The organism is Microbacterium sp. 01T413_2, assembly GCF_056398985.1.
Map to the genome: position 1 here is coordinate 233,305 of NZ_JBFTQL010000001.1, position 20,491 is coordinate 253,795.

At 67.1% G+C, this 20,491-nt stretch carries 24 protein-coding genes; 10 read left to right on the plus strand and 14 right to left on the minus strand.

What is annotated here, in order from left to right:
• Positions 1–4: 4 nt before the first annotated feature.
• From AC1DMN_RS01125 to AC1DMN_RS01135, 3 genes are all read left to right on the plus strand, one after another.
• Positions 5–1,690, plus strand: coding sequence for a DUF885 domain-containing protein (locus AC1DMN_RS01125; protein ID WP_477229091.1), 1,686 nt, complete (start codon positions 5–7; stop codon positions 1,688–1,690).
• A gap of 84 nt (positions 1,691–1,774) precedes the next feature.
• Positions 1,775–2,809: an LLM class flavin-dependent oxidoreductase gene (locus tag AC1DMN_RS01130; protein ID WP_477229092.1), complete on the plus strand. Its 1,035-nt coding sequence runs from the start codon at positions 1,775–1,777 to the stop codon at positions 2,807–2,809.
• Positions 2,810–2,878: 69 nt separating this feature from the next.
• Entirely contained in the window at positions 2,879–3,646 is a 768-nt protein-coding gene (locus AC1DMN_RS01135; RefSeq protein WP_477229093.1) for an SGNH/GDSL hydrolase family protein, read from the plus strand.
• A gap of 34 nt (positions 3,647–3,680) precedes the next feature.
• Here AC1DMN_RS01135 and AC1DMN_RS01140 read toward each other — a convergent pair whose 3' ends face one another.
• From AC1DMN_RS01140 to AC1DMN_RS01175, 8 genes are all read right to left on the minus strand, one after another.
• Positions 3,681–4,418, minus strand: coding sequence for an amino acid ABC transporter ATP-binding protein (locus AC1DMN_RS01140; protein WP_440731752.1), 738 nt, complete (start codon positions 4,416–4,418; stop codon positions 3,681–3,683).
• On the minus strand, positions 4,415–5,281 hold the full coding sequence (locus AC1DMN_RS01145; RefSeq protein WP_441975906.1) for an amino acid ABC transporter permease: 867 nt from the start codon (positions 5,279–5,281) through the stop codon (positions 4,415–4,417). Before AC1DMN_RS01145 ends, AC1DMN_RS01140 begins: the two co-directional genes overlap by 4 nt.
• The gene (locus tag AC1DMN_RS01150; RefSeq protein ID WP_477229094.1) at positions 5,278–6,141 is read right to left on the minus strand and encodes an ABC transporter substrate-binding protein; all 864 of its coding nucleotides are present in this window, start codon (positions 6,139–6,141) and stop codon (positions 5,278–5,280) included. Before AC1DMN_RS01150 ends, AC1DMN_RS01145 begins: the two co-directional genes overlap by 4 nt.
• Before the next feature lie 62 nt (positions 6,142–6,203).
• On the minus strand, positions 6,204–6,635 hold the full coding sequence (locus AC1DMN_RS01155) for a cupin domain-containing protein (protein ID WP_477229095.1): 432 nt from the start codon (positions 6,633–6,635) through the stop codon (positions 6,204–6,206).
• 11 nt (positions 6,636–6,646) lie between these two features.
• Positions 6,647–7,942, minus strand: a complete 1,296-nt coding sequence (locus AC1DMN_RS01160; protein ID WP_477229096.1) for an amidohydrolase family protein — start codon at positions 7,940–7,942, stop codon at positions 6,647–6,649.
• Positions 7,939–9,381, minus strand: a complete 1,443-nt coding sequence (locus AC1DMN_RS01165; RefSeq protein ID WP_477229097.1) for an adenosylhomocysteinase — start codon at positions 9,379–9,381, stop codon at positions 7,939–7,941. Before AC1DMN_RS01165 ends, AC1DMN_RS01160 begins: the two co-directional genes overlap by 4 nt.
• A gap of 63 nt (positions 9,382–9,444) precedes the next feature.
• A complete protein-coding gene (locus tag AC1DMN_RS01170; protein ID WP_477229098.1) occupies positions 9,445–10,008 on the minus strand; it encodes a dihydrofolate reductase family protein in 564 nt (187 codons plus the stop codon).
• Positions 10,009–10,018: 10 nt separating this feature from the next.
• On the minus strand, positions 10,019–10,528 hold the full coding sequence (locus AC1DMN_RS01175) for a DUF2127 domain-containing protein (protein ID WP_477229099.1): 510 nt from the start codon (positions 10,526–10,528) through the stop codon (positions 10,019–10,021).
• A gap of 41 nt (positions 10,529–10,569) precedes the next feature.
• Between AC1DMN_RS01175 and AC1DMN_RS01180 the strand changes: the two genes are divergently transcribed.
• The 4 genes from AC1DMN_RS01180 to AC1DMN_RS01195 all read left to right on the plus strand — a co-directional run bounded on the left by AC1DMN_RS01180 (position 10,570) and on the right by AC1DMN_RS01195 (position 12,889).
• On the plus strand, positions 10,570–11,313 hold the full coding sequence (locus tag AC1DMN_RS01180; protein WP_477229100.1) for a formylglycine-generating enzyme family protein: 744 nt from the start codon (positions 10,570–10,572) through the stop codon (positions 11,311–11,313).
• 71 nt (positions 11,314–11,384) lie between these two features.
• Entirely contained in the window at positions 11,385–11,918 is a 534-nt protein-coding gene (locus AC1DMN_RS01185) for a GNAT family N-acetyltransferase (protein ID WP_477229101.1), read from the plus strand.
• Positions 11,919–11,949: 31 nt separating this feature from the next.
• A complete protein-coding gene (locus tag AC1DMN_RS01190) occupies positions 11,950–12,309 on the plus strand; it encodes an MmcQ/YjbR family DNA-binding protein (protein WP_477229102.1) in 360 nt (119 codons plus the stop codon).
• 376 nt (positions 12,310–12,685) lie between these two features.
• Entirely contained in the window at positions 12,686–12,889 is a 204-nt protein-coding gene (locus tag AC1DMN_RS01195) for a cold-shock protein (RefSeq protein ID WP_440731741.1), read from the plus strand.
• 144 nt (positions 12,890–13,033) lie between these two features.
• Here the strand turns inward: AC1DMN_RS01195 and AC1DMN_RS01200 are convergent, their stop codons facing one another.
• Positions 13,034–13,894 carry an EamA family transporter gene (locus tag AC1DMN_RS01200; protein WP_477229333.1) on the minus strand — a complete coding sequence of 287 codons (861 nt, stop codon included), beginning with the start codon at positions 13,892–13,894 and terminating at the stop codon, positions 13,034–13,036.
• Positions 13,895–13,967: 73 nt separating this feature from the next.
• Positions 13,968–14,573: a helix-turn-helix domain-containing protein gene (locus AC1DMN_RS01205; protein ID WP_477229103.1), complete on the minus strand. Its 606-nt coding sequence runs from the start codon at positions 14,571–14,573 to the stop codon at positions 13,968–13,970.
• Positions 14,574–14,666: 93 nt separating this feature from the next.
• Here AC1DMN_RS01205 and AC1DMN_RS01210 point away from each other — a divergent pair, with 93 nt between their 5' ends.
• Together AC1DMN_RS01210 and AC1DMN_RS01215 are read left to right on the plus strand one after the other, a co-directional pair.
• Complete coding sequence (locus AC1DMN_RS01210) at positions 14,667–15,323, plus strand: GNAT family N-acetyltransferase (protein ID WP_477229104.1); 657 nt, start codon at positions 14,667–14,669, stop codon at positions 15,321–15,323.
• 113 nt (positions 15,324–15,436) lie between these two features.
• Complete coding sequence (locus AC1DMN_RS01215) at positions 15,437–15,943, plus strand: hypothetical protein (protein ID WP_477229105.1); 507 nt, start codon at positions 15,437–15,439, stop codon at positions 15,941–15,943.
• 207 nt (positions 15,944–16,150) lie between these two features.
• Here the strand turns inward: AC1DMN_RS01215 and AC1DMN_RS01220 are convergent, their stop codons facing one another.
• Positions 16,151–17,383: an MFS transporter gene (locus AC1DMN_RS01220; protein ID WP_477229106.1), complete on the minus strand. Its 1,233-nt coding sequence runs from the start codon at positions 17,381–17,383 to the stop codon at positions 16,151–16,153.
• Positions 17,384–17,482: 99 nt separating this feature from the next.
• Between AC1DMN_RS01220 and AC1DMN_RS01225 the strand changes: the two genes are divergently transcribed.
• Positions 17,483–18,169 (plus strand): CGNR zinc finger domain-containing protein, encoded by a 687-nt coding sequence (locus AC1DMN_RS01225; RefSeq protein WP_477229107.1) that lies wholly within the window; start codon positions 17,483–17,485, stop codon positions 18,167–18,169.
• Between the two features lie 5 nt (positions 18,170–18,174).
• On the opposite strand, the gene AC1DMN_RS01230 is transcribed toward AC1DMN_RS01225, so the two are convergent.
• The 3 genes from AC1DMN_RS01230 to AC1DMN_RS01240 form a co-directional block, all read right to left on the minus strand.
• The gene (locus AC1DMN_RS01230) at positions 18,175–18,846 is read right to left on the minus strand and encodes a DUF4304 domain-containing protein (protein ID WP_477229108.1); all 672 of its coding nucleotides are present in this window, start codon (positions 18,844–18,846) and stop codon (positions 18,175–18,177) included.
• A 117-nt stretch (positions 18,847–18,963) separates the two neighbouring features.
• Complete coding sequence (locus AC1DMN_RS01235; protein ID WP_477229109.1) at positions 18,964–19,458, minus strand: DUF2199 domain-containing protein; 495 nt, start codon at positions 19,456–19,458, stop codon at positions 18,964–18,966.
• A 320-nt stretch (positions 19,459–19,778) separates the two neighbouring features.
• The gene (locus AC1DMN_RS01240; protein WP_477229110.1) at positions 19,779–20,444 is read right to left on the minus strand and encodes an SDR family NAD(P)-dependent oxidoreductase; all 666 of its coding nucleotides are present in this window, start codon (positions 20,442–20,444) and stop codon (positions 19,779–19,781) included.
• Positions 20,445–20,491 lie beyond the last annotated feature (47 nt).

The window sequence follows — 20,491 nt, forward strand, 5'->3', positions numbered from 1 at the left end:
AGGGATGACCGCAGAGCAGCCCACGACGCGCAGGCCGTCCACCATCGATCACATCGCGGAGGGCTGGGTCGACACCCTGACTGAGCTCTCGCCGATCCTCGGCACCTACATCGGCCGCAACGAGGTGAACGGCCGCCTCGACGACTTCAGCCCGGCGGGCCACGAGCACGCCATCGCCCAGACCCGCCGCGTACTCGCAGAGCTCGAGGCGGCGGAGCCCGTCGACGAGATCGACCGGGTCACCAAGACGGATCTCTCCGCCGAGCTCGGGCTGACGCTGGAGCAGCACGATGCGCAGTGGCATCTGCGTGACCTGAACGTCATCGCCTCCGCCGCACAGGATGTGCGCCAGGCTTTCGACCTCATGCCGACGGCGACGGCCGATGACTGGAGCGTCATCGCCGAGCGTCTCGGCGCGATTCCCGCCGCGCTGGACGGATATGTCGAGACTCTGCGCGAGGGCATCGCGAAGGGTGTCGTCCCGGCCCGGCGACAGGTCGTCGAAGTCGCCACGCAGATCGCGCGGTACACCGCGGACGACGGCTTCTTCGCCGCGTTCGTCGCCGACGCCTCGACCGACGAAGGGCAGCTGCCCGCAAGCCTCGCCCGCGACCTCGCCGATCGGTCCGCGGCCGCCCGCGTCGCCTATGACGGCCTGCGCACGTTCCTCAGCGCCGAGCTCGCACCCGTCGCCGGGGAGCAGGACGCGGTGGGGCGCGAGCTGTACGCCCTGGCCTCTCGCCGCTTCCTCGGCGCGACGATCGACATCGACGAGACGTACGAGTGGGGCCGCGAAGAGCTCGCCCGCATGGTCGCCGAGCAGACGGCCATCGCGAACGAGATCCTGCCCGGATCCACCGTCGAGGAGGCCGTGGCTCACCTCGAGGCCGACTCTGCGCGCAAGCTCGTCGGCACCGACGCCCTGCAGCGATGGATGCAGGAGACCAGCGATCGGGCGATCGCCGAGCTCGGTGCCTCGCATTTCGACATCCCGGAGCAGATCCGCGAACTGGAATGCATGATCGCGCCGACGCAGGAGGGCGGGATCTACTACACTGGCCCGACCGATGACTTCTCCCGGCCCGGGCGCATGTGGTGGTCGGTGCCGGAGGGCGTGACGGAGTTCGACACCTGGCGCGAACTGACGACCGTGTACCACGAGGGCGTTCCCGGGCACCACCTGCAGATCGCCCAGGCCACGTACAACCGGGCGGAGCTGAACACCTGGCGTCGCGTGCTCGCCGGCACTTCCGGTCACGCGGAGGGCTGGGCGCTCTACGCCGAACGCCTCATGGAGCAGCTCGGCTACCTCGACGATCCCGCCGACCGACTCGGCATGCTGGACGGGCAGCGCATGCGCGCGCTGCGCGTGGTGCTCGACATCGGCGTGCATCTCGGCAAGCCGCGCCTCGACGGCGAGGGTGTCTGGGATCACGATTACGCACTCGACATGATGCGCCGCAACGTGAACATGTCCGACGAGTTCCGACAGTTCGAGGTGAACCGCTACCTCGGCTGGCCGGGGCAGGCGCCGTCGTACAAGGTCGGCCAGCGCATCTGGGAGCAGGTCCGCGACGCGGTCAAGGAGCGCGAGGGCGATGCCTTCGACATCAAGGCGTTCCACAAGCGCGCCCTCGACATGGGCGGGGTCGGGCTCGACACGCTGCGGAGCGTGTTCCAGGTCGACTGAGCGCGCTCGCTCCGGCCCGAGGGGTCGCGGGAATGTCCGCGGCCCCTTCTCGGTTCATTCAGCTGAATAGAAAGAGGATCGGGTATGGACATCGAGTTCGGGCTGGACACGTTCGGCGACATCACGGTCGATGCAGAGGGGAACACCCTCAGCGGCGCGCAGACCATCCGCAACATCGTCGAGCAAGCCGCCCTCGCGGACCGCGTCGGAGTCGACTTCTTCGGCGTGGGGGAGCATCACCGCCGGGACTTCGCGGTGTCGAGCCCGGAGATGGTGCTGGCGGCGATCGCGTCGCGCACCGAACGGCTCCGCCTGGGAACGGCCGTCACCGTGCTGAGCTCGGACGATCCCGTGCGCGTCTACGAGCGCTTCGCCACGCTCGACGCGCTCTCCGGCGGTCGCGCCGAGGTGGTGCTGGGACGCGGCTCCTTCACCGAATCCTTCCCGCTGTTCGGCTTCGATCTGCGCGACTACGACCGGCTCTTCGAGGAGAAGCTCGAACTGTTCGTCGAGCTCCTCAAGGAGGAGCCCGTGAACTGGCAGGGAACCGTCCGGCCCCCGCTCGAGAACGCCGACGTCTTCCCGAAGACCGCCGCAGGCATGCGCACCTGGGTGGGCGTCGGGGGATCGCCGGAGTCGGTCGTGCGCGTCGCGCGACACGGCCTCGGGCTCATGCTCGCGATCATCGGTGGACCGGCGGCGCGGTTCCGCCCGTTCATCGACCTGTACCACCGCTCCGTCGATGCGTTCGGGAACAAGGCGCTCCCCATCGCGGTGCACTCACCGGGGCACATCGCCGACACCGACGACGAGGCCTGGTCCACCGCGTACCCGGGCTTCGAGACGATGCGCAACACGATCGGCGCCGAGCGGGGCTGGGGCACCGGGTACAGCCGAGCCCAGTTCCAGAACGAGGTGGGTCCGGAAGGCGCCGTCTACGCCGGTTCGCCGGAGCGGGTCGCCGCCAAGATCGCCGACACGGTGCGCACTCTCGGTCTCGGCCGGTTCGATCTCAAGTACGCGACAGGTACGACCTCGCACGAGGCGCTCATGCGCAGCATCGAGCTCTACGGCACCGAGGTGATCCCGCGGGTGCGGAAGCTGCTCGCAGAGGACTGACCCACGTCGGTCGCTGACGGGGCCGGACGGTCGTGCGTCTGCCCGGCCCCGTCGTCGTAGGCTGAACGAATGAGTGCTGTTCGTTTCGTCGCCATCGGCGACTCCTTCAGTGAGGGCGTCGGTGACGAGCTTCCCGACGGCACGGTCCGCGGGTGGGCCGATCTCGCCGCGCTGGGCTGGGCGGATGCGCTCGGCGAGCCGATCGCCTATGCGAACCTGGCGATCCGCGGACGCCTCGCATGGCCGGTGGTCGAGGAGCAGCTGGAACCGGCCCTGGCCCTGAAGCCGACCCACTTGTCCTTCAACGCCGGCGGCAACGACATGCTGCGCCCCAAGGCCGACATCGAGCACATCGCCGATGCGTTCACGCGGGTGCTCCGGCGTTGCGACGAGGCCGGCGCCACCCTCATCGTGCTCTCCGGAGCGAACCCCTCGGGACAACTCCCGTTGTCATCACTGATCCAGCGCCGCGGCGACGAGCTGTCCGCCGCTGTGCTCCGCCGGATCCAGGATCGCCCCGACGTGCTCCAGGCGCTGAACTGGCCGGACCGCCAACTCAGCCGACCCGAGTACTGGGCCGAGGATCGCCTCCACATGAACGCCAACGGACATCACCGCGTGGCCGCGAGGGTGCTGGATGCCGTCGGCGTCGGTGCCCCCGAAGAGTGGTGGCAGGCCCGCGACGTGCCGGAGGAGGAGCCCCTGAGCACCGCCGCGTACTACCGGCGGCACGTCGGGCCCTGGATCAAGCGCCGTGTGACGCGCCGGTCTTCCGGCGACGGCTGCCGGCCGAAGTTCGCCGACTGGACCGAGATCAGACCGTCTTCCGCGGGCTGAGCAGGTCGCGCGATACTGCTCAGCCCCCGTGCGGTCAGTGCGAGACGCGGGCGAGGAACTCGGCTGTCGCAGGGTGCTGCGGTGCGTCGAAGATCTGCTGGGGCGGTCCCTGCTCCACGAGCACGCCGTCCTTGAGGAAGACGACCCGATCGGCGACGTCGCGCGCGAAGGACATCTCGTGCGTGGCCATGAGGATCGTGGTACCGCGCCCCTTGAGCTCCCGGACGAGATCGAGCACCTCGCCGACCAGCTGCGGGTCGAGCGCGCTCGTGATCTCGTCGAGGAGCAGCAGTTCCGGATCGGTCAGGATGGCACGCACGATCGCCACACGCTGCTGCTGCCCGCCGGAGAGACGGTCGGGGTAGGCATCCGCCTTGTCACCGAGGCCGAGCGCGGTCAGCAGCTCCCTACCGCGCCGGCTCGCCTCCGCCTTCGGCATGCGGTGCACACGGCGTGCCGCGAGCGTGACGTTGTCGAGCACGGTGAGATGCGGGAACAGGTTGAAGTGCTGGAACACGACCCCGATCCGTGCGCGAATCGCGTCCGCATCGATCCGCGGATCCGTGATGTCGGTTCCCGAGAGCAGGATCTGCCCGTCATCGACGCGCTCGATGAGGTTCATCGTGCGGAGGAGCGTGGACTTTCCGGATCCGGACGCGCCGATGAGCACGACGACCTCATGCGCATCGACGGCCAGGTCGATCCCGCGCAGCACATCATGGTCGCCGAAGCGCTTGCGCACTCCGATCGCTTCGATCACGGGGGCGGTCATACGATCCCTCCGGCCTGCTCGCGCTTGTTGAGACGCGCGGTGACGACGTCCGTGAGACGGATCATCGGCCAGCTCAGGATCACGAAGAAGAGTCCGGCGACGATGTACGGCGTGAAGTTGAACGTCTCGGCGACCTGCAGCTGAGCCGCACGGACCGCGTCGATGGCGCCGAGGACTGAGATGAGTCCCACGTCCTTCTGCATCGAGACGAAGTCGTTCATGAGCGCGGGGACGACCTTGCGCACGCCCTGTGGGATCACGACGATCCGCAGGGTCTGCCCATGCGTGAGACCCAGCGACCGGGCGGCGACCCGCTGCGACGGGTGCACGGCCTCCATGCCGGCGCGGAGCACTTCGGAGACGTACGCCGAATAACTGATCACGAGGGCGATCGTGCCCCAGAACATCGCGGGCATCCGGGGGAAGATCATGAGCGCCGGGATCCCGAAGCCCACCAGATACAACACGATCAGCAGCGGGACGCCGCGGAAGAAGTCCGTGTACGCGGCCGCGAGAAGACGCAGCGGGAAGAACACCGGACCGCGAAGGGAGCGCAGGACGGCGAGCAGCGTGCCCAGCAGCGCTACGCAGACCGCCGCGATCACGAGCACGAGGATGTTGAGCAGCAGGCCCTGGAAGATCGGGCCCACGCTCGCGACCGCCACCTTCGGATCGAAGAAGGTCTCACGCACGACCTTCCATCCCGGGGTGTTGGCGATGACGATGACGAGGACGCCAGCCACCACCAGGCTGCTCAGCAGCGCGAGCAGAACGGAAAGCGTCGTCGCACGGCGGCGCTGTGCGCGACGCGACAGCTCGAGGGGGCTCGGCTGCCACGCCGCGTCGGCGAGGGGAGAGGTCACTTCAGGACGGGGACGTTCACGGCCTCGCTGAGCCACTTCTTCTGCAGCTCGGCGATGGTGCCGTTCTTCTGCAGGGCGTCCACGGCTTTGGTGACGGCCGGAGTCAGCGCGGAATTCTTCGGGAGCACGAAGGCGAACTGGTCTCCGCCCTTGTCATCGGCGAACTGGCCGATCACGCTGGCGTTCTCGAGCTGTGCCCCGGTCACGTAGAACGCCCCGGGCAGATCGGTGATCATCGCGTCGATCTGGCCGCCCTTGAGAGCCTGGACGACATCGTCGACCGAGTTGAAGACGCTGAGGTCGCCGGTGCCGAGCTGCGCCTTCGCGACGGTGTAGCTCGTCGTGCCGGTGGCGACGCCGACCTTGGCCTTCTTGAGGTCGGCGATGCTCGTGGCCGTGGCGGCGGGGGTGCCCTTCGCGGCGACGACCGCCTGAGTGGTCGTGTAGTACGACGACGAGAAGTCGACGGCCTTCTTGCGGTCCTCGGAGATCGAGAACTGCTGGATGTTGAGATCCCAGTCCTTGGGGCCGGGAGCGATCGCGGCGTCGAAGCCGGTGCGCGTCCAGACGATCTGCTTGTCGGAGAACCCGAGCTCGGTGGCGACGGCGTGGGCGACAGCACCCTCGAAGCCCTTGCCGTTGGCGGGGTCGTTGTCGATGAACCAGGGCTCGTAGTCGGGGTCGCCCGTGGCGATCGTGAGCTTGCCCGCGGTGACGGTCTGCAGGGCGGCGCCGGTGGCGTCCGCACCAGCGGACGGCGTGGACGACGAGGCGGGGCCGCTGCAGGCGGCAAGGACGAGGGCGGCGGCGACGACCGTCGCCGTGAGCGCGGTGCGGCGCAGAGCGGGTGCGAGGGACACGGGGACTCCTGAGGTGCGGGGGCGGGGGCGGACGGGTATGGCTGCGGGCGCAGGTGCCCCGTTCATACCGTAGAGGAATCGGCGAGACGCCAGTCGGCGAAGTCGAAACCGGGCGAAACGAAACAGGAGACCAGCACCTCGCTGTCGTCGAGGGGGCGTGCGGCCTGCCAGACGCCGGCGGGGACCAGCGCCTGCGCGGCATCGCCGGGGCCCAGCACGATCTTCTCGGCTTCTCCCGGAGCGGCTCCGGATCCGCCGAGACTCAGCTCGAGGCGGCCGGGGCCGTGCCAGAGCCAGAGTTCGTCGCTGGAGACGACGTGCCACGCGCTGGATTCCTCCGGCGTGAGGAGATAGTGGATGCAGGTGGCCGCGGGGCGCGTGCCGCCGACGGTCTCGACCGGAATGGGGCTCGTCCAGCTGCGGCGGAACCAGCCTCCTTCGGGGTGCGGTTCGAGATCGAGGCGGATCGCGGTCGCGGGAACAGGCGCAGTCATGGGTGGCTCCGTTACAGGGCGGTCAGGGGTGTTTCGAAGGCGGCGGTCGCGTGTCGGACCTCGCCGGCGATGACGGTGGCAGCGGATCGCCCCGCGCCGGACTCCACGAGCTCGACGACCGCGTCCGCCCCCGGTGCGACGTCGAAGAACGCCAGGTCTGCGAGCGCGCCCACGGCGAGGTAGCCGGTGCGATCCGGGCCGACGTCGATCCCCATGGCGTGCGCGCCACCCAGGGTCGCGGCGTTCAGGAGCCGCGCGTGCAGGTCACGGTCGGTGTACCCCTGCGACCGGGCGATGCGTGCGAGCTCGGCGAGGTCCGCGAGCAGGTCCAGCGAGGGGCTGGACGAGAGCGAGTCGGTCCCCACCGCGATCGGGTTGCCCTCGCGCAGGTATGCGGCGATCGGCGGCTCCTCCAACCCGATGACGGCGTTCGAGCGGGGGCACAGCGCGACGCTCGTGTGCCGTTCGCGCAGGATCGCCCGATCGCGCGCGCTCATGTAGACGCCGTGAGCGATATGGCAGTCGGGTCCGAGTACCCCGAGCTGGTCCACGAACTCGGTCGCGCTCGTGCCGAAGCCGGCGTCGCGCAGCTCCTGGAAGCTCGCCAGGCCCGCTGTATGCCAGGCGTGCGCCTGATCGTGCGCGAACTCGCTCTCGAACGCCGCCTCACCGAGGTGGATGTGTATGCGTCCGCCGCGCTCGCGGACGATGTCGGGGATCTCCAGGAGTGGTTCGATATCGAGCGAGTAGGGGGCGTGCGGCGACAGCCCGGTGCCGGGGGGAGTGGGCAGTGCGTCGAGCGACTCCTCCACCTGACGGCGTCCGGTGCGGGCCCACTCCGCATTGGTCCAGCTCATCACCTCCCAGTAGGTGATGCCGTGCAACCCCGCATCGTGCAGTGCGGATGCCGCGGTGCGGTCGGTCACGACATCGGCGGCGGCAGTCGTCCCGCTGCGGATCAGGCGCGACGCGCCGTCCGCCGCATCCGCGGCCCAGTCCCGTCCCTGCTCGTACACGGGGTCGAACGCCGTCGCCCAGTCCTCGAATCCGCGATACCGGCCTCGACCTACCTCCGCCATGCCGGTGTACTGCAGGTGGGTGTGCGCGTTGACCAGCCCAGGTATCAGTACGCCGGGCCAGTGCACTTCTGAGGGCGTGAGACCCCGATCCGAGAGGGATCTCCGCACCCAGGCGCGTTCACCCACGTGCAGGATCCTGCCGTTCTGCACGGCCACCGCGCCGTCGGTGATCGGCGGTGCCGTGATCGGCAACACCTGGCCCGCGGAGTAGAGGGTGACGTCGTTCATGCAACGTCCTCCCGGCGGTAGCGAGGGGAGCGCCAGTCCTGCTGCGCGCGCTGCTGCGCCGTGCTGCGGACGTCGACGGCCTCGCCGCGCGCCGCGAGAGCAGCACGGGCGACGAGCTCGTCGGCGTCGCCGGGGAACGGGTGCACTCCCGCCGGCAGCGGCGAGGCGAGCAGCTGCTCGACAGCAGACAGCTGCACCGCGAACGACAGGTCCATGATCTCGATCGGGTTGCCCTCCGCCGCGGCAAGGTTGACGCAGCCTCCTCGAGCCACGAGCAGGGCGCCGTCGCCGACCTGCTCGAGGTGCGGGAGCACGGCTCCCGCGTGCGAGACCGGCTGCAGGCTCGTGGGGTCGAGATCCACCTCCTCGGGCACGCCGCCGGCCACGGCCACGACGCGGGCCGCGCGGAGGGTCTCGGCATCGATCGTGTGCGGCGCACCTGTGGCCGAGACGACAAGGGCGTTCGGCGCGAGGTCGCTCAGAAGACCGATCGCATAGCCGTCGTGCGCGGCGCGCAGGGCGCGCACCGGATCCGTCTCCGTCACGCCGACCGCGGCGCCGAGTGCGCGCAGATGCGCCGCGACGCCCTCACCGACGGGGCCGTAGCCGACCACGACCGCAGGCTGGTCCCGAATTCCGATACCTGCCACGTCCAGAACGTCGGCGATCGCGAACACACAGGATTGACCGGTGCCGTAGCGGTTGTCGAAGGCTGTCTTCATGGGCGCGTCGTTGACGGCGATCACGGGGATCCGCAGCGCGCCTTCGGCCGCCATCCGGCGCAGGGGAGTCAACCCGCTCGTCGTCTCCTCAGCCGCGCCTCTGAGGTCGGCCAGGACATCGGCCTCATGCGCGAGCCGGATCAAGTGCGAACCGTCATCAAGCAGCAGCTCGTGGCCCCGGCGGAGGAACGCGACGGCGGCTTCACGCTCTGCGACGCCGGACAGCGCAGGATCCCCGTCGACCGGAATACCTCGAGCGGGCAGAGCGGCGGCCACGTCGACGTCGATCTCATCCGGGTGGGCGTAGACCGCGACTTCGGCCCCGGCGTCGCGCAGGAGCAGGGCGAGCTGCGCCGTCTTCGGCTCGAGGACCATCGCGATGCCGATGCGAACGCCGCGCACCGCACCTGTGTCCCTCAGCCTCGCGGCGATGTCGCGCGACACGGGCATGTGGTCGCCCGCGAAGTCGATCCGGTCATCGGCGCCCTCTCGCGGAGGGAACGGGGCCCCGTCGAGCAGGATCTCGGCCTCTTCCCCCGGGACGAACGCGACGGCGCCATCGCCCACGCGAGCTCCGAGGCGAACGAGAAGCGTGCGGAGTTCGTCGGGAACATCGCCTTCGCCGATGACGTCGAAGGTTCGGCCTGCCACCAGCAGGTTGGTGTCGCGGGCGAACCGTCGCACGAGTCGCTCGGCGGTCAGGAGGGCTTCGGGCACGTGTTCAGCGTAGAGGTTCCGCACAGTCCGCCGACGCCGGGCGACGGTGCACCATCAGGGCGCTCAGGAGCGTCCGGTCAGCCGATAGGTGAGCTCGGCGAACGGCCCAGCCTGGCGAACACTGGTGAGCACGAGCTTGGTGTGATCGAGGTCCCGGGGGAGCAGCGGCTTGCCCGCCGCGAGAGTCACGGGAGCGAAGGTGACGACGATCTCATCGAGCAGGCCTGCGTCCGCGAACTGGCCCACCAGGTCTCCGCCGCCCACGATCCACACATCCCTGCCACCGGCTGCCTCGACGATGTCGGGCCAGTGCTCGGCGACCTCTCCCTGCACGAATCGGATGTCGGCGCCCGGCACCCGTGGGAGATCACGGGATGTGAAGACGAAGGTCGGCCGCTCCCCGTAGAACTGCTGCCAGCGCTCGGGGTGGCGGAGGAGGTCCTCGTGATCGCGCACCCACTCGTATGTCGACGCCCCCTCGACGAGAACGCCGACCCTTTCGGTGAACGCCGCGATGTCGCCCGTGGCCTGCTCCTGCGGGATCGTGAGGAGCCAGTCCAGCGAGTCGTCGGGATCTGCGAGGAATCCGTTCAGCGTCGAGGCGGTGTAGAAGATCGCGCGTGTCATGTCGGAGACGCTACGGGACGGCTCCGACATCGGCGCCCGCAGCGCGGCGCTTCAGGTGCAGTTGCCACTCGCGCGCGGTGAGGAAGACGATGAACACGTCGAAGAGGGTGAGCGCGAGCATCCACCAGCTGAAGAGGACGATCAGTTCGTAGCACTGCAACGCGATGAAGACCGCGAGCGCCGAGAGCATCCACGGATACGCCCACAACTGCTGTCTCAGCAACGCCCAGACGAGCACCACCTTGATGACGCCGTGCAGCAGCAGGTACGCGGCCGCGAAGAGCGTCGTCCTCGTGCCCCATGAGTCGCCGAGGTGTATCGCCCAGTGGAAGACAGGGGAGTGCTCGTGTCCGACGAGGATGAAGGCGACCACATCGCCGAGCCACTCGCGCAGTCGGGCGGGTGAGAGGAAGAGCAACGCAAGACCGCCGATCAGCTCGGCTGCGCCGTCCAGTCCCTTGAGAACGATGCTCACCGCGAAGACCCGATCCAGAGCGCGGTGGGAAGCGGCGGCCGTCATGGACCCGATCGTACGTTCGGCCGCTCCTAGACTGCCCTGAGATGAGTGACATCGAGATGCGCGCGCTTCCCGCCGGCTCCGTCGCCCTGCACGATGCGCGGACCCGACGGCGCTGGACGGTGGAGCTCGAGCCGTTCGAGATCGGCGCGTTCGCCGTGACCGAGGAGCAGGTCGCGGAGTTACTCGGCATCTCGGCCGAGCATCCCGATCGTCCGGCCGTCGAACTCTCCTGGCAGCGGGCGATCCGCTTCTGCAACGCGGCCTCCGAATGGGAGGGACGGGATCCGGCCTATCGATTCGACGGCGCGGACGTGCACTGGGATGTCTCCGCCGACGGTTACCGCCTGCCGACCGAGGCGGAGTGGGAGTACGCGTGCCGCGCCGGGTCGACCACGCCGCACTATGGACCGCTGCCGGAGATCGCCTGGACCGCCGCCGACGGTCTGACCCACGCGCAACGCGTGGGCGAGCGGATGCCCAACCTGAACGGGCTCTTCGACACGCTCGGCAACGTTTGGGAGTGGTGCTGGGATCTGCTGGATCCGGCGCGCTACGGCGAGTACCGCGTGTTCCGCGGGGGCGGTTTCGCCGATGACGCCTGGAGCGTGCGCGCATCGGTACGTCGCGGGGGAGACCCCCGCACCACGCAGGACGACCTGGGCTTCCGCCTCGCCCGCGGCGGGTTCGACGGCGTAGACGCCGCCCAGGGCTGGTCGCTCAACGCCGACGAGGAGGGAGCGCTTCTCGCCGGTCCGCTACCGTCGGGCTGGACGCCACGGCGCTGACGCTCGCCGAGCGTGTTCCCATCGAGAGGCGCCACCGTCCCCGACGTGCACACCGATGCGAGGATTGCGTCATGTCCGAGAGCACGCGTCCGACGCTGACGACCGAGCGCCTGATCCTGCGACCGCAGCAGGAAGCAGATGCCCTCGTGTTCCATCAGCTGTGGACCGAGCGCGATGAGCGCGTTCCTCCCCACCGCCGGCTCGACGCGGAGGGGCGACCGACTGTCGCCGACATCGCGAAGGACATCCGTCGGGGGAGCGGTCAGGAGGCTCCCGGTCTGCTCACCGTGGTGCTCCGCGCGAGCGGTGAGGTGATCGGATACTCCGGCATCGTGTTCGACGGCACAGGCGATGCGAACGAGCCGGAACTGGCCTTCGAGCTCCTCCGCGAGGTGCACAACCACGGGTACGCCACAGAAGCCGGTCGCGCGGTGATCGCCTGGGCCGGCGAGTCCGGGCATCCGCGCCTCTGGGCGAGCGTGTGGGACTGGAACCTCGCGTCACGGCGCGCGCTGGAGAAGCTCGGGTTCGTCGAGACCGGCACGGTGACGAAGGAAGGCACGCACGGTCGTTCCCTGCTCACCGTGCGGGATCCCGCCGCCTGACCGGCCTATTCTCGACGCAAGGAGGTCGAGCATGGCGACGATCGAGGATGTGCGCGCACTCGGATCCGCCTTGGAACGCTCGTACGAGGTCTACGTGCGAGGGCGGCTGAAGTTCCGCGTCGGTCAGCTCGTGTATGTCGCGTTCTCGGCGGACCAACGGACGATGGAGTTCGGCTTCCCCAGAGAACTGCGCGAAGGACTCGTCGGAGGTCAACCCGAGAAGTTCCAGCTGCCGTCGCCGTCCGACATGAGATTCCACTGGGTGCGTTCCGAACTCGCGGCTCTCGACCCGGGGGAGGCACGCGAGTTCGTCGTCGAGGCGTGGCGCATGGTCGTGCCGAAGATGCTGTCACGTGCCTACGACCTGGCACATCCTGACGGACCTGCATGATCGGTGACTCTCTGGGCCTTCATCCAGGTAGAAGGGGATAGGCTGTTTCTCAGGTTGTTGAAGTTGTGGTTTCTGCCGGAGTCCTGCTCCGGACCAGCTTCTGGGCTCGATCATCGATCGAGCGGGTATTCAGTTCAGTGACTCTGGTTGCGTCAGCCATTGTGATGCATTCTGACCGGTTGGTTCTCTGATCTCTCCTGCTGTTCCCGTATCCGTCTCGTGGCCGACTCCGGCCCCGGGACTCGCGTGGACCCCTCTCAGCCCGTCCGTTCACGGACGAACCCTGGCGCCGAAACGCGCCACCCCAGATTTCCCGACGGCATCGTCGCGGATTCGCGGACCATTCAACGGGTCCCAGACAAGAAGGAATGACGACATGGCCACTGGCACCGTCAAATGGTTCAACACCGAAAAGGGCTTCGGATTCATCGCGCCCGACGACGGCAGCGCCGACGTCTTCGCGCACTTCAGCGCGATCACCGGAAACGGATACCGCAACCTCGAAGAGAACCAGAAGGTCTCGTTCGACTCCGAGCGCGGCCCCAAGGGCATGCAGGCTGCGAACATCCAGGCTCTCTGAGACTTCACGGCAAGCGGGCGTCCTCGGCACTCACGTGCCGGGACGCCCGCTTCTTTGTTGCGCCGAGGTTCCACCAGCATGGGGATCCTCATACGGCAAGCAGTCGCGCCGCCCGTCCCGCGTCGATTCCGCCGCGCCAGCCGACTATTTGCTCTCGCTGGCGGGCGGGGGAGCCTCGGTGATCGTGGGTTCCTCGGTGCGAGAGCCGCTGCGCTGAGCCGCCGCGCCGGCGATGACGACGATCGCGATCCCGACGATCTGCACCAGGCTGGGAGCCTGAGCCAGCACCAGCAGCCCGATGAGGACGCCGAACGCGGGCTCGACGGAGAGAAGTGTGCCGAACGCGGTGTGAGACATGCGTCGCAGCGCCATCATCTCCAGACCGAACGCGATCACCGGCGTGATCAATGCGATCCCCGCCGCGGCGGGCAGCACCCACCAGGTGAACGTCCCGCCGATGACCTGGGGCAGGCCGATCGGCAGCGTCGTCAGCGCAGCGACGGGGATGGTCAGCGACAGCCCGCTGATGCCGGAGAACCGGTCCCCGACATGCTGGGTCAGCACGTTGTAGAGCCCCCAGCAGGTCCCTGCGGCGGCAGCGAAACCCACGCCCACCGCATCGAAATTGCCGCGCCAAGGCTCCGTGAGCAGTACGACGCCGATGAAGGCGAGCAGCGGCCATACCAGCGCCCGGCGTCTCTTGCTCATCAGGCCTGCGACCGTGAGCGGCCCGAGGAACTCGATCGCCACAGTGGTGCCCAGCGGCATGCGTTCGACCGCGGCGAGAAAACAGGTCGTCATGAATCCGGTCACCACGCCCAGTGCGAGCAGGGCAGGAATGTCCTTGCCGCGCAGCGAGCGGATCGCCGGTCGGGCGATGATCCAGAGGAACACCGCTCCGAAGCACATGCGCAACCATGCCGTGCCGGCTGGGCCGACATGCTCGATGACCGGCACGGAGAGCGCGTTGGAGAGTTGGACGGAGATCATCGCCACCACGGCCATGGTCCACGGCGGGGTCCGAGAAGTGCGGCCACCACCTGCGCCCGCGGATCCCGGCGCTTGCGATGTGAAGGTCTCAGTCATTGTCGGTCTCCGCTCCATGTGCGATCCCGACGCCGGGCTCGTATGCGCAGAGGACCAGTCGAGCCTGGCTTTCTTGGGCGTTGACGTACGTGTGCTCGATGTCTGCGTAGAACGACACCGTGTCACCGACCGCCAGGTCATAAGCCTCGTTTCCGACGGAGACGGTGACGGCCCCTTCAGTCACGAGCAGCATCTCGCGGGTCCCGCTGGCGTGAGCGTCGCTCTCGTGGCGATCGCCGGGAGCGAGAACCCACTCCCACAGCTCAACGACGTTCGGCGGCTCCGTGCCGGCCATGAGCATGCCGAATCCGCCTTGTTCGCCCCTCCATAGGGTCGCACCCTCGCCTGCACGGGTCACCTTGGCCGTCTTGGGCGCCGGCGGCTCGACGAGCGCAGGCAAGCCCATCCCCAGAGCGTCGGAGATCCGCAGGAGCGTCTCCAGACTGGGGTTGGCGGCGCCCTGCTCGACATTGACGATCATGCGTCGGCTCACTCCGGAGCGTTCCGCCAACTGGTCGAGCGTCCATCCGCGGGCAATCCGCTCGCGCTTCACGCGCACGCCGATGGCCTGCGCAAGGGGGTCTGGCTGAGAGTCCATGAGTGCAGCATAATGCACGATTAGGGCACTAGATTTAGAGCTGCCATCGCCGTTCGCCGACGGAGCAGAGCAGGGAAGGGGTTCGAGAAGAAGATGAGCACAGACGACTCGACGCAAGACACGCGCGCCGCTCGCGCGTCCGACGTGGACGAGATGGCGCGGATACTCACGCTCGCGTTTCTGCACGATCCAGTGTGGGGACCGGTGTTCCTCCAATCCGATCGACGACGCGACGCGGCGAACACATTCTGGCGATTCATCTGCACGGAGGCGATGCGCTTCCCGGACTCACGGGTCGCGGCGTCAGCTGGAGAAGCACTCAAGGCGGTATCCGTCTGGCTGCCGCCGGGGGCCGACGAAGTCTCCGATACTTCCCATGTCGCCTATGACGCGATGACTCTCGAGCTTCTGGGCAGCGCCGCCGCAGACAGGCTCGCTCGGGCAGGGGAGCAGTTCGCAGCAGCCCGACCCGATGAGCCGCACGCGTACCTCACGCTCCTCGGCGTGGCGCCCGAGTGGCGCGGGGGAGGGCACGGGATGAGCTTGCTTCGCGCGGCACTATCGCGTTACGACGCGCTCGGCATCCCGACATACCTGGAGTCTTCCAATCCGGTCAACGACGGGAGATATGAGCTTCTGGGGTACCGCCCGAGGTCGAAAGTGATTCTGGAAACGGGGGCCGTGGTCCAGACGTACTGGCGCGATCCTCAGACGTCGGCGCATGCGAAAGGACCGGCTGGAACCGCATAGGCACCGCTGAGGCAATCGGAAGGGGAGCGTTGCGGACGAGCCTTGTCCGGGTCTCCGTCACCGGGGGAGCATCTTCTATTTCGAACGTGTTCAATAATCGGTATCGTGAGTACATGCCGAATTCAGAGCGCGCCACGCCCGTCGGAGATGCCCGCGCCGTGGTCCAGCCCGTCACCGGGTCGACTCGGCGACGACTCACACCGTGGATCATCACGGCCATCGCGATCGCCGTTGTTCCCGCGGTCGCCCTTGCCGCCGTCATCGCGACAGTGGACCTGGTGCGGGACTTCAGTTACCCGGTCAACGTCACCATCTCGCTGAGCTACGTCAACGATGGCGGGCGCACATATACGTGCACGTATGACTACAGCACTCCGAGGAGTGCGCCGATGCCGGCCGGCATCGCCCAGCAGATGAACGAACGGGACTGGTCTCAGACGGGCCAACTGATGTACGAATGGGCCAAGACCCACCGGGCTGCGGCAGGCTCGACATGGGGCCTCGCGATGGATGAATTCGTGAAGTTTCCGCCGTGGTCGGTCCACACCGAATCCGGATCCGAGTACGAACTGTGGTCGAGAGAGCGACCCGGTGGCAACTGCGAAGACGGCCTACGGTGAGCCTGCGCCGCGCACCGCAGCGATCAGCAGCCCATCCGGGGCGGCGGCTTGAACCAGCCGCCTTCGCGGACTCGCAGTTTCTGCTGTCAGGAGAGGGTGACTCTGCGTCACTTGCTGATGCACCGTTGCGACTGGATGTCGGGGTTATCACTCCCGGATAGATAGTCGCGGCGCTCGAAAGGGCCAAGAGCGAAGCGCGGGTCGAGTTTAGCTGCGAGGTGGCTCATCTATGCAGCGGGACGGGACGGCGACGTGTGGTCGTGAGGCGTTATGGTCGTCCGCACTCCTTCTATTCAGGGGTTTCCTGGGGGCTGAGGGGATGCTCTGTCGCCGTATCGCTCGGTTGACTCCTAACTGGGCGATGCCGGTGCAGAGCATGATCGCAGCGCACACGAACCAGAATGTGGCGTATCCGGCCTGGAGCAGGTACCCCATCGCCGGTGGGCCAACGGTCAGGGCCATGCCCCAGATGATTCCGTATGCCGCGAAGTAGGACGCTTTGGCACCGTCGGGGGCGATGGATGCGATCAAGGTGTACGAGTAGCCGAGGAGCATGACGTCGCCGAGAGCCATGAGGATGGTCGCGATGACGTATCCGGCCATCGTCATCTGAAGACCCGCGGTTGCGAGACCGAGAGCGAGGAGAAGGTAGCCGGACGCGAGCCGTCCGCCGATGTTCGTGCCGCGGCGGAGCAGTGGTTGCGCGCCGACGACGATCAAGGCGCTGAGCGCTTGAAGTAACCCTGCATCAGAGGCGGGACGACCCGCGCCCACGAGGGCGAGCGGCATCGCCATCGGAACGAGCATGTAAACGGTGGCGAATGTTGTGCCCGTGACGATTAGCAGCAGCAGTCGACGGTCCTTCCATGGTGCTGTTCCCGTTGCCGCCACGAGGCTCGGGGCGCGCCGTGGGGGTGCGGGGAGGAAGGTTGCGACCAGGATCAGGCATGTGGCCGCCGCCGCAGCATCGGCGACGAACAGCCAGGGAAGGCCGGCACGGCCTACGGCCGTCGCGATGAGCCCGGCGCAGAGACCTGCGCCGGCCAATGCGGCCCCGAGAAGTCCGTACGCACGCGGCTGCGATTCGGTTGGAGTGACGTCAGCGATGAGCCCTTGGCTGGCCGGTTCATAGATCTCAAAGCACAGCCCGAGCAGAACAGCACCGGCAAGTGCGGCCGTGAGATCAGGAGCAACGGCGATCAGGAGCTGTGCCGCGGCCGTCCCTGCAAGGCCGATCAGAACGGTGGACTTCGCGCCCACCCGTGTCGCGAGATGCCCACCGATGAGACGGGACGGGATCGTCGCCAGCCCGAACGCGCCGACAATCACGCCCGCCAAGCTGACCGGTACGCCGTGGTCGTGCACGAGCAGCGCGGCAAGGAAGGGCACCGAGAACGCGCCCAACGTCCGCACGAACCGTGCCAGGAGCAAGACTTTCACCGATCGTGGAAGTGGTTGACTCAGGCCAGGCCTGAGACTGGCTCTCCATCCTTTGACAGTCACGCTCGTCAATCTACAACTACCCTTTAGACTGATCAAATGCGTTTTGACAGTCACGTCTCTGATCTGCTGCGCGTGTCGACCGCGCTCGTCAATCTGCTCGCCAGCCCGCACGCAGTCGGACGCGCCTGGCAGCCCCCCGAGGGTGCCGACCGACTACAAGCAATCGGCACCGCGCTCGTTCGCGACGGCCGGGAACCGTCGGTCTCAACGGGGGACGCGCAGACGCTGGACCGCTTTGCTGCGGAAGCTCGCCAGATCTTCGCGGCAGTCGATGGGGGAGACGTCGATGAGGCCGGGACCCGGGTCAACGAGCTCCTCGCGTGGTGCCGCCCCAAGCCGCAGCTCGATCGCGTCGATAGCGGCGAATGGCATCTCCACTTTCATGCTGCGGACGATGCCTTGGGCGCAGGGCGGGATCTGGGCGCAGGGTGGGCTGCCGGTTGCGCAGCGGCATTGGCGATGGCCGTGGGCAGCACCCAAGCGGGCCGGCTGGGGATCTGCGCTGCGCCTCGGTGCGATCGCGTCTACGTGGATCAGTCCAAGAATGGCACTCGCAGATTCTGCGGCACTCCGTGCCAGAACAGGGTGAAGAACGCGAACCACCGACGAGCGAAGCTCACGACGTCTCCATTGCCGGGGAATGGGAACACTGCACCCGGCGCAGACAAGCCCACTTTTGCTGATGATGTTGAATCTCCGTCTTCCAACATCGAGAGGCGATAGAACCGCTACTGCAACGGCTTCCCGAGTGGTTCGAAGTCTCGCTCGGCGAGATACTTCCGTAGGTACTGCTTGTGCCCGGCGTGGTCGCCGAGGCTCACAGACTCCACGTAGGACACAAGCAGCCGCTTCGCGTCATCTCGTCGATTCCGAGAGATGAGCAGATCGGCGACGTCGAGAGCCGCCGCTTTCGGGGTGATCGGGCCGAACCCGCGCGGACCATACTCTTCCCAGGTTTCGAGCACCCGTTCCGCGTCGCGGAGACGATCGAGATGAGGGAGGGCCTTCTGTGCGAGCACCCGGGATACTTCTTCGACCGAGAGCCGATCCCGCAGATCCCACCACTGATCGAAGCCACCGGGCATGAAGTCGCCCAGTCCCCATCTCAGCTGGCAGTCGTAGTCGTTGACCCAAGGGCTCCTTGGCGAGCCCATCCGGTTCATCTCTGGAACGTAGACGCCCAGATTGACGCGATAACGCCCGTAGAGGTCGGGGACAAGCCCAGGAACCACGTGTTTTCCGCTCGGGTCGTAGGCACCGAGCTGGACCGAGATGTGGTGTACAAGGCCGTCCTGGGCGGATCGATTAAAGCTATTGGCCCGCTTGCGGAAGCCGGCAGGTTTGAGAATCTCATGCAGTGCAAGAGAAATCGACTTCGCTAGCTCGCCATTCTCGGTCACTTTGGCTCCGCGTCATATCAAGATTGTGGTCTTCGGTAATTCTCTTGATCAGAAGACAATAGTTGTGTCGGCGGGGGCGATCAGCACCCTGCCGTTCCCGGCGATCACCTTGGGCGCCTAGACCGGGACCGTGGGGAGCACGAGTCCGTGCTCCCATTCTTCTGTGAGAACGGACTGCAGCACTGCGTCGACGCTGTCAACGCAGTACGGCGTTTGGTCTGGATCGAGCACTCTAAGTTTTATCTGCATCCCAAGAAGGCCCCACGGCGCGATTCTGTTCGCCATGCGGCCATCTGCCACAAGGTCCTTGTATTCCGGCGACCACCACGTGTCGTAGATGCGTCGAAGTTCCTCCGGGTGGACGCCTACCCAGACGCCATAGGTAACGGTGTGGCCTGCGGTCAAGTGGACAGGCAGCAGGGCGCGCACAAACGCCCCGATGTCGTTCACCTGCATCATGACTGAAGTGTTTGCGTCGGGGTGAGTCATCCAGACAGCGGACGCGGGGAGCTCTCCGGCATCCAGCACGGGATCGGGGTAGGCGAACCGCACGTGACGATCGTGCAGATCCACTGGGTTCCCGCATAGTTCGCACCTGTCGGCGTTCGTCATGGAGAGAGACTAGTAGAGCGCCGGCCTGCTCGATCGACGAAGCAGAGAAAAGGCGCTTCCCTTGTTCGGGCGATCCGCTTGATGGCCGAGTGGCGTTCAGAGTTGGTTTTCGTCAGGCCGGGCAACCGGGGAGAGGCGTCACCAGTCACCACCTATGCACAGTCTGCGGCGCATGCCGGTTGCTAGTCAGCTAGTGGTGAAGACCGTTATCCGGTTTCACACTAAAGCGGGGTCAAACCCACGCTGGCAGCGAACTCCACAACCAAGGAGTGCTGCGAAGCTTCGGGCGCGTAGGTTTGCCCATCGCGCTACTGCAGCAGTCAGTGATCGTGGACGACGTAATACAGTTCCGGGTCCTGACGGGCTTTGTAGAGGTCCACGTACGCCTTCGCGATGACGGCGGGTTCTGCGTCGGGGTGCCCAGCTCCGATCAGCGCGCTGATTGCGACGTAGGCGACGTAGACGCCTTTGTCGCGGAGCGCGTTGTGCAGGTTCAGGGTCCAGTTCCGAAGACCGGCGGTGGCGATGCCGATACTGCCGAAGGCGGGCCTCGGATTAATGGAACCTCCGCCGGTCGTGATGAGCACTGTTCCGGTGCCGGCGGCGATCATGTCTGGCAGCACCGCTCCGACCGCGCTGAGGGCGCCGCCGAGGTAGAAGTCGATCTGGGGCTGTAGGTTCTCTGCAGTCACCTCCAGCACGTCGGCCGGTGCCAGACTTCGGTCGGCCGGGGAGAACTCCAAGACGTCGATCGGCCCAAGCTCCGCCTTGATCGCAGCCAGCGCACTCGTGATCGTGGCCGGTGCACTGACGTCGGCGGTGAATCCGCGCGCGCGGATTCCTTCGTCTTCCAGCGTCTGGACGAGAGTGTCGAGTTTGCTCTGGGTTCGAGCCACGAGAGCGACGTCGAATCCCTCGCGTCCGAAGGCTCGGGCGATCTCGATGCCGAGGCCGGAGCCGGCTCCGATGATAGTGATCAGGGGCATTGGGTGGGGCCTTTCGTTTCTTCCGCGGAGCGGAGGGGTGCGCAGGT

What these genes read in the sequence shown, in the direction of transcription:
- AC1DMN_RS01195 (WP_440731741.1), top strand. Translation starts at nt 12,686, where the DNA reads ATGGCCACTGGCACCGTCAAATGGTTCAACACCGAAAAGGGCTTCGGA.
- AC1DMN_RS01215 (WP_477229105.1), top strand. Translation starts at nt 15,437, where the DNA reads ATGCCGAATTCAGAGCGCGCCACGCCCGTCGGAGATGCCCGCGCCGTG.
- AC1DMN_RS01190 (WP_477229102.1), top strand. Translation starts at nt 11,950, where the DNA reads ATGGCGACGATCGAGGATGTGCGCGCACTCGGATCCGCCTTGGAACGC.
- AC1DMN_RS01135 (WP_477229093.1), top strand. Translation starts at nt 2,879, where the DNA reads ATGAGTGCTGTTCGTTTCGTCGCCATCGGCGACTCCTTCAGTGAGGGC.
- AC1DMN_RS01210 (WP_477229104.1), top strand. Translation starts at nt 14,667, where the DNA reads ATGAGCACAGACGACTCGACGCAAGACACGCGCGCCGCTCGCGCGTCC.
- AC1DMN_RS01205 (WP_477229103.1), bottom strand. Translation starts at nt 14,573, where the DNA reads ATGGACTCTCAGCCAGACCCCCTTGCGCAGGCCATCGGCGTGCGCGTG.
- AC1DMN_RS01155 (WP_477229095.1), bottom strand. Translation starts at nt 6,635, where the DNA reads ATGACTGCGCCTGTTCCCGCGACCGCGATCCGCCTCGATCTCGAACCG.
- AC1DMN_RS01235 (WP_477229109.1), bottom strand. Translation starts at nt 19,458, where the DNA reads ATGACGAACGCCGACAGGTGCGAACTATGCGGGAACCCAGTGGATCTG.
- AC1DMN_RS01140 (WP_440731752.1), bottom strand. Translation starts at nt 4,418, where the DNA reads ATGACCGCCCCCGTGATCGAAGCGATCGGAGTGCGCAAGCGCTTCGGC.
- AC1DMN_RS01170 (WP_477229098.1), bottom strand. Translation starts at nt 10,008, where the DNA reads ATGACACGCGCGATCTTCTACACCGCCTCGACGCTGAACGGATTCCTC.
- AC1DMN_RS01240 (WP_477229110.1), bottom strand. Translation starts at nt 20,444, where the DNA reads ATGCCCCTGATCACTATCATCGGAGCCGGCTCCGGCCTCGGCATCGAG.
- AC1DMN_RS01200 (WP_477229333.1), bottom strand. Translation starts at nt 13,894, where the DNA reads ATGGCCGTGGTGGCGATGATCTCCGTCCAACTCTCCAACGCGCTCTCC.
- AC1DMN_RS01130 (WP_477229092.1), top strand. Translation starts at nt 1,775, where the DNA reads ATGGACATCGAGTTCGGGCTGGACACGTTCGGCGACATCACGGTCGAT.
- AC1DMN_RS01185 (WP_477229101.1), top strand. Translation starts at nt 11,385, where the DNA reads ATGTCCGAGAGCACGCGTCCGACGCTGACGACCGAGCGCCTGATCCTG.
- AC1DMN_RS01160 (WP_477229096.1), bottom strand. Translation starts at nt 7,942, where the DNA reads ATGAACGACGTCACCCTCTACTCCGCGGGCCAGGTGTTGCCGATCACG.
- AC1DMN_RS01125 (WP_477229091.1), top strand. Translation starts at nt 5, where the DNA reads ATGACCGCAGAGCAGCCCACGACGCGCAGGCCGTCCACCATCGATCAC.
- AC1DMN_RS01175 (WP_477229099.1), bottom strand. Translation starts at nt 10,528, where the DNA reads ATGACGGCCGCCGCTTCCCACCGCGCTCTGGATCGGGTCTTCGCGGTG.
- AC1DMN_RS01225 (WP_477229107.1), top strand. Translation starts at nt 17,483, where the DNA reads ATGCGTTTTGACAGTCACGTCTCTGATCTGCTGCGCGTGTCGACCGCG.
- AC1DMN_RS01180 (WP_477229100.1), top strand. Translation starts at nt 10,570, where the DNA reads ATGAGTGACATCGAGATGCGCGCGCTTCCCGCCGGCTCCGTCGCCCTG.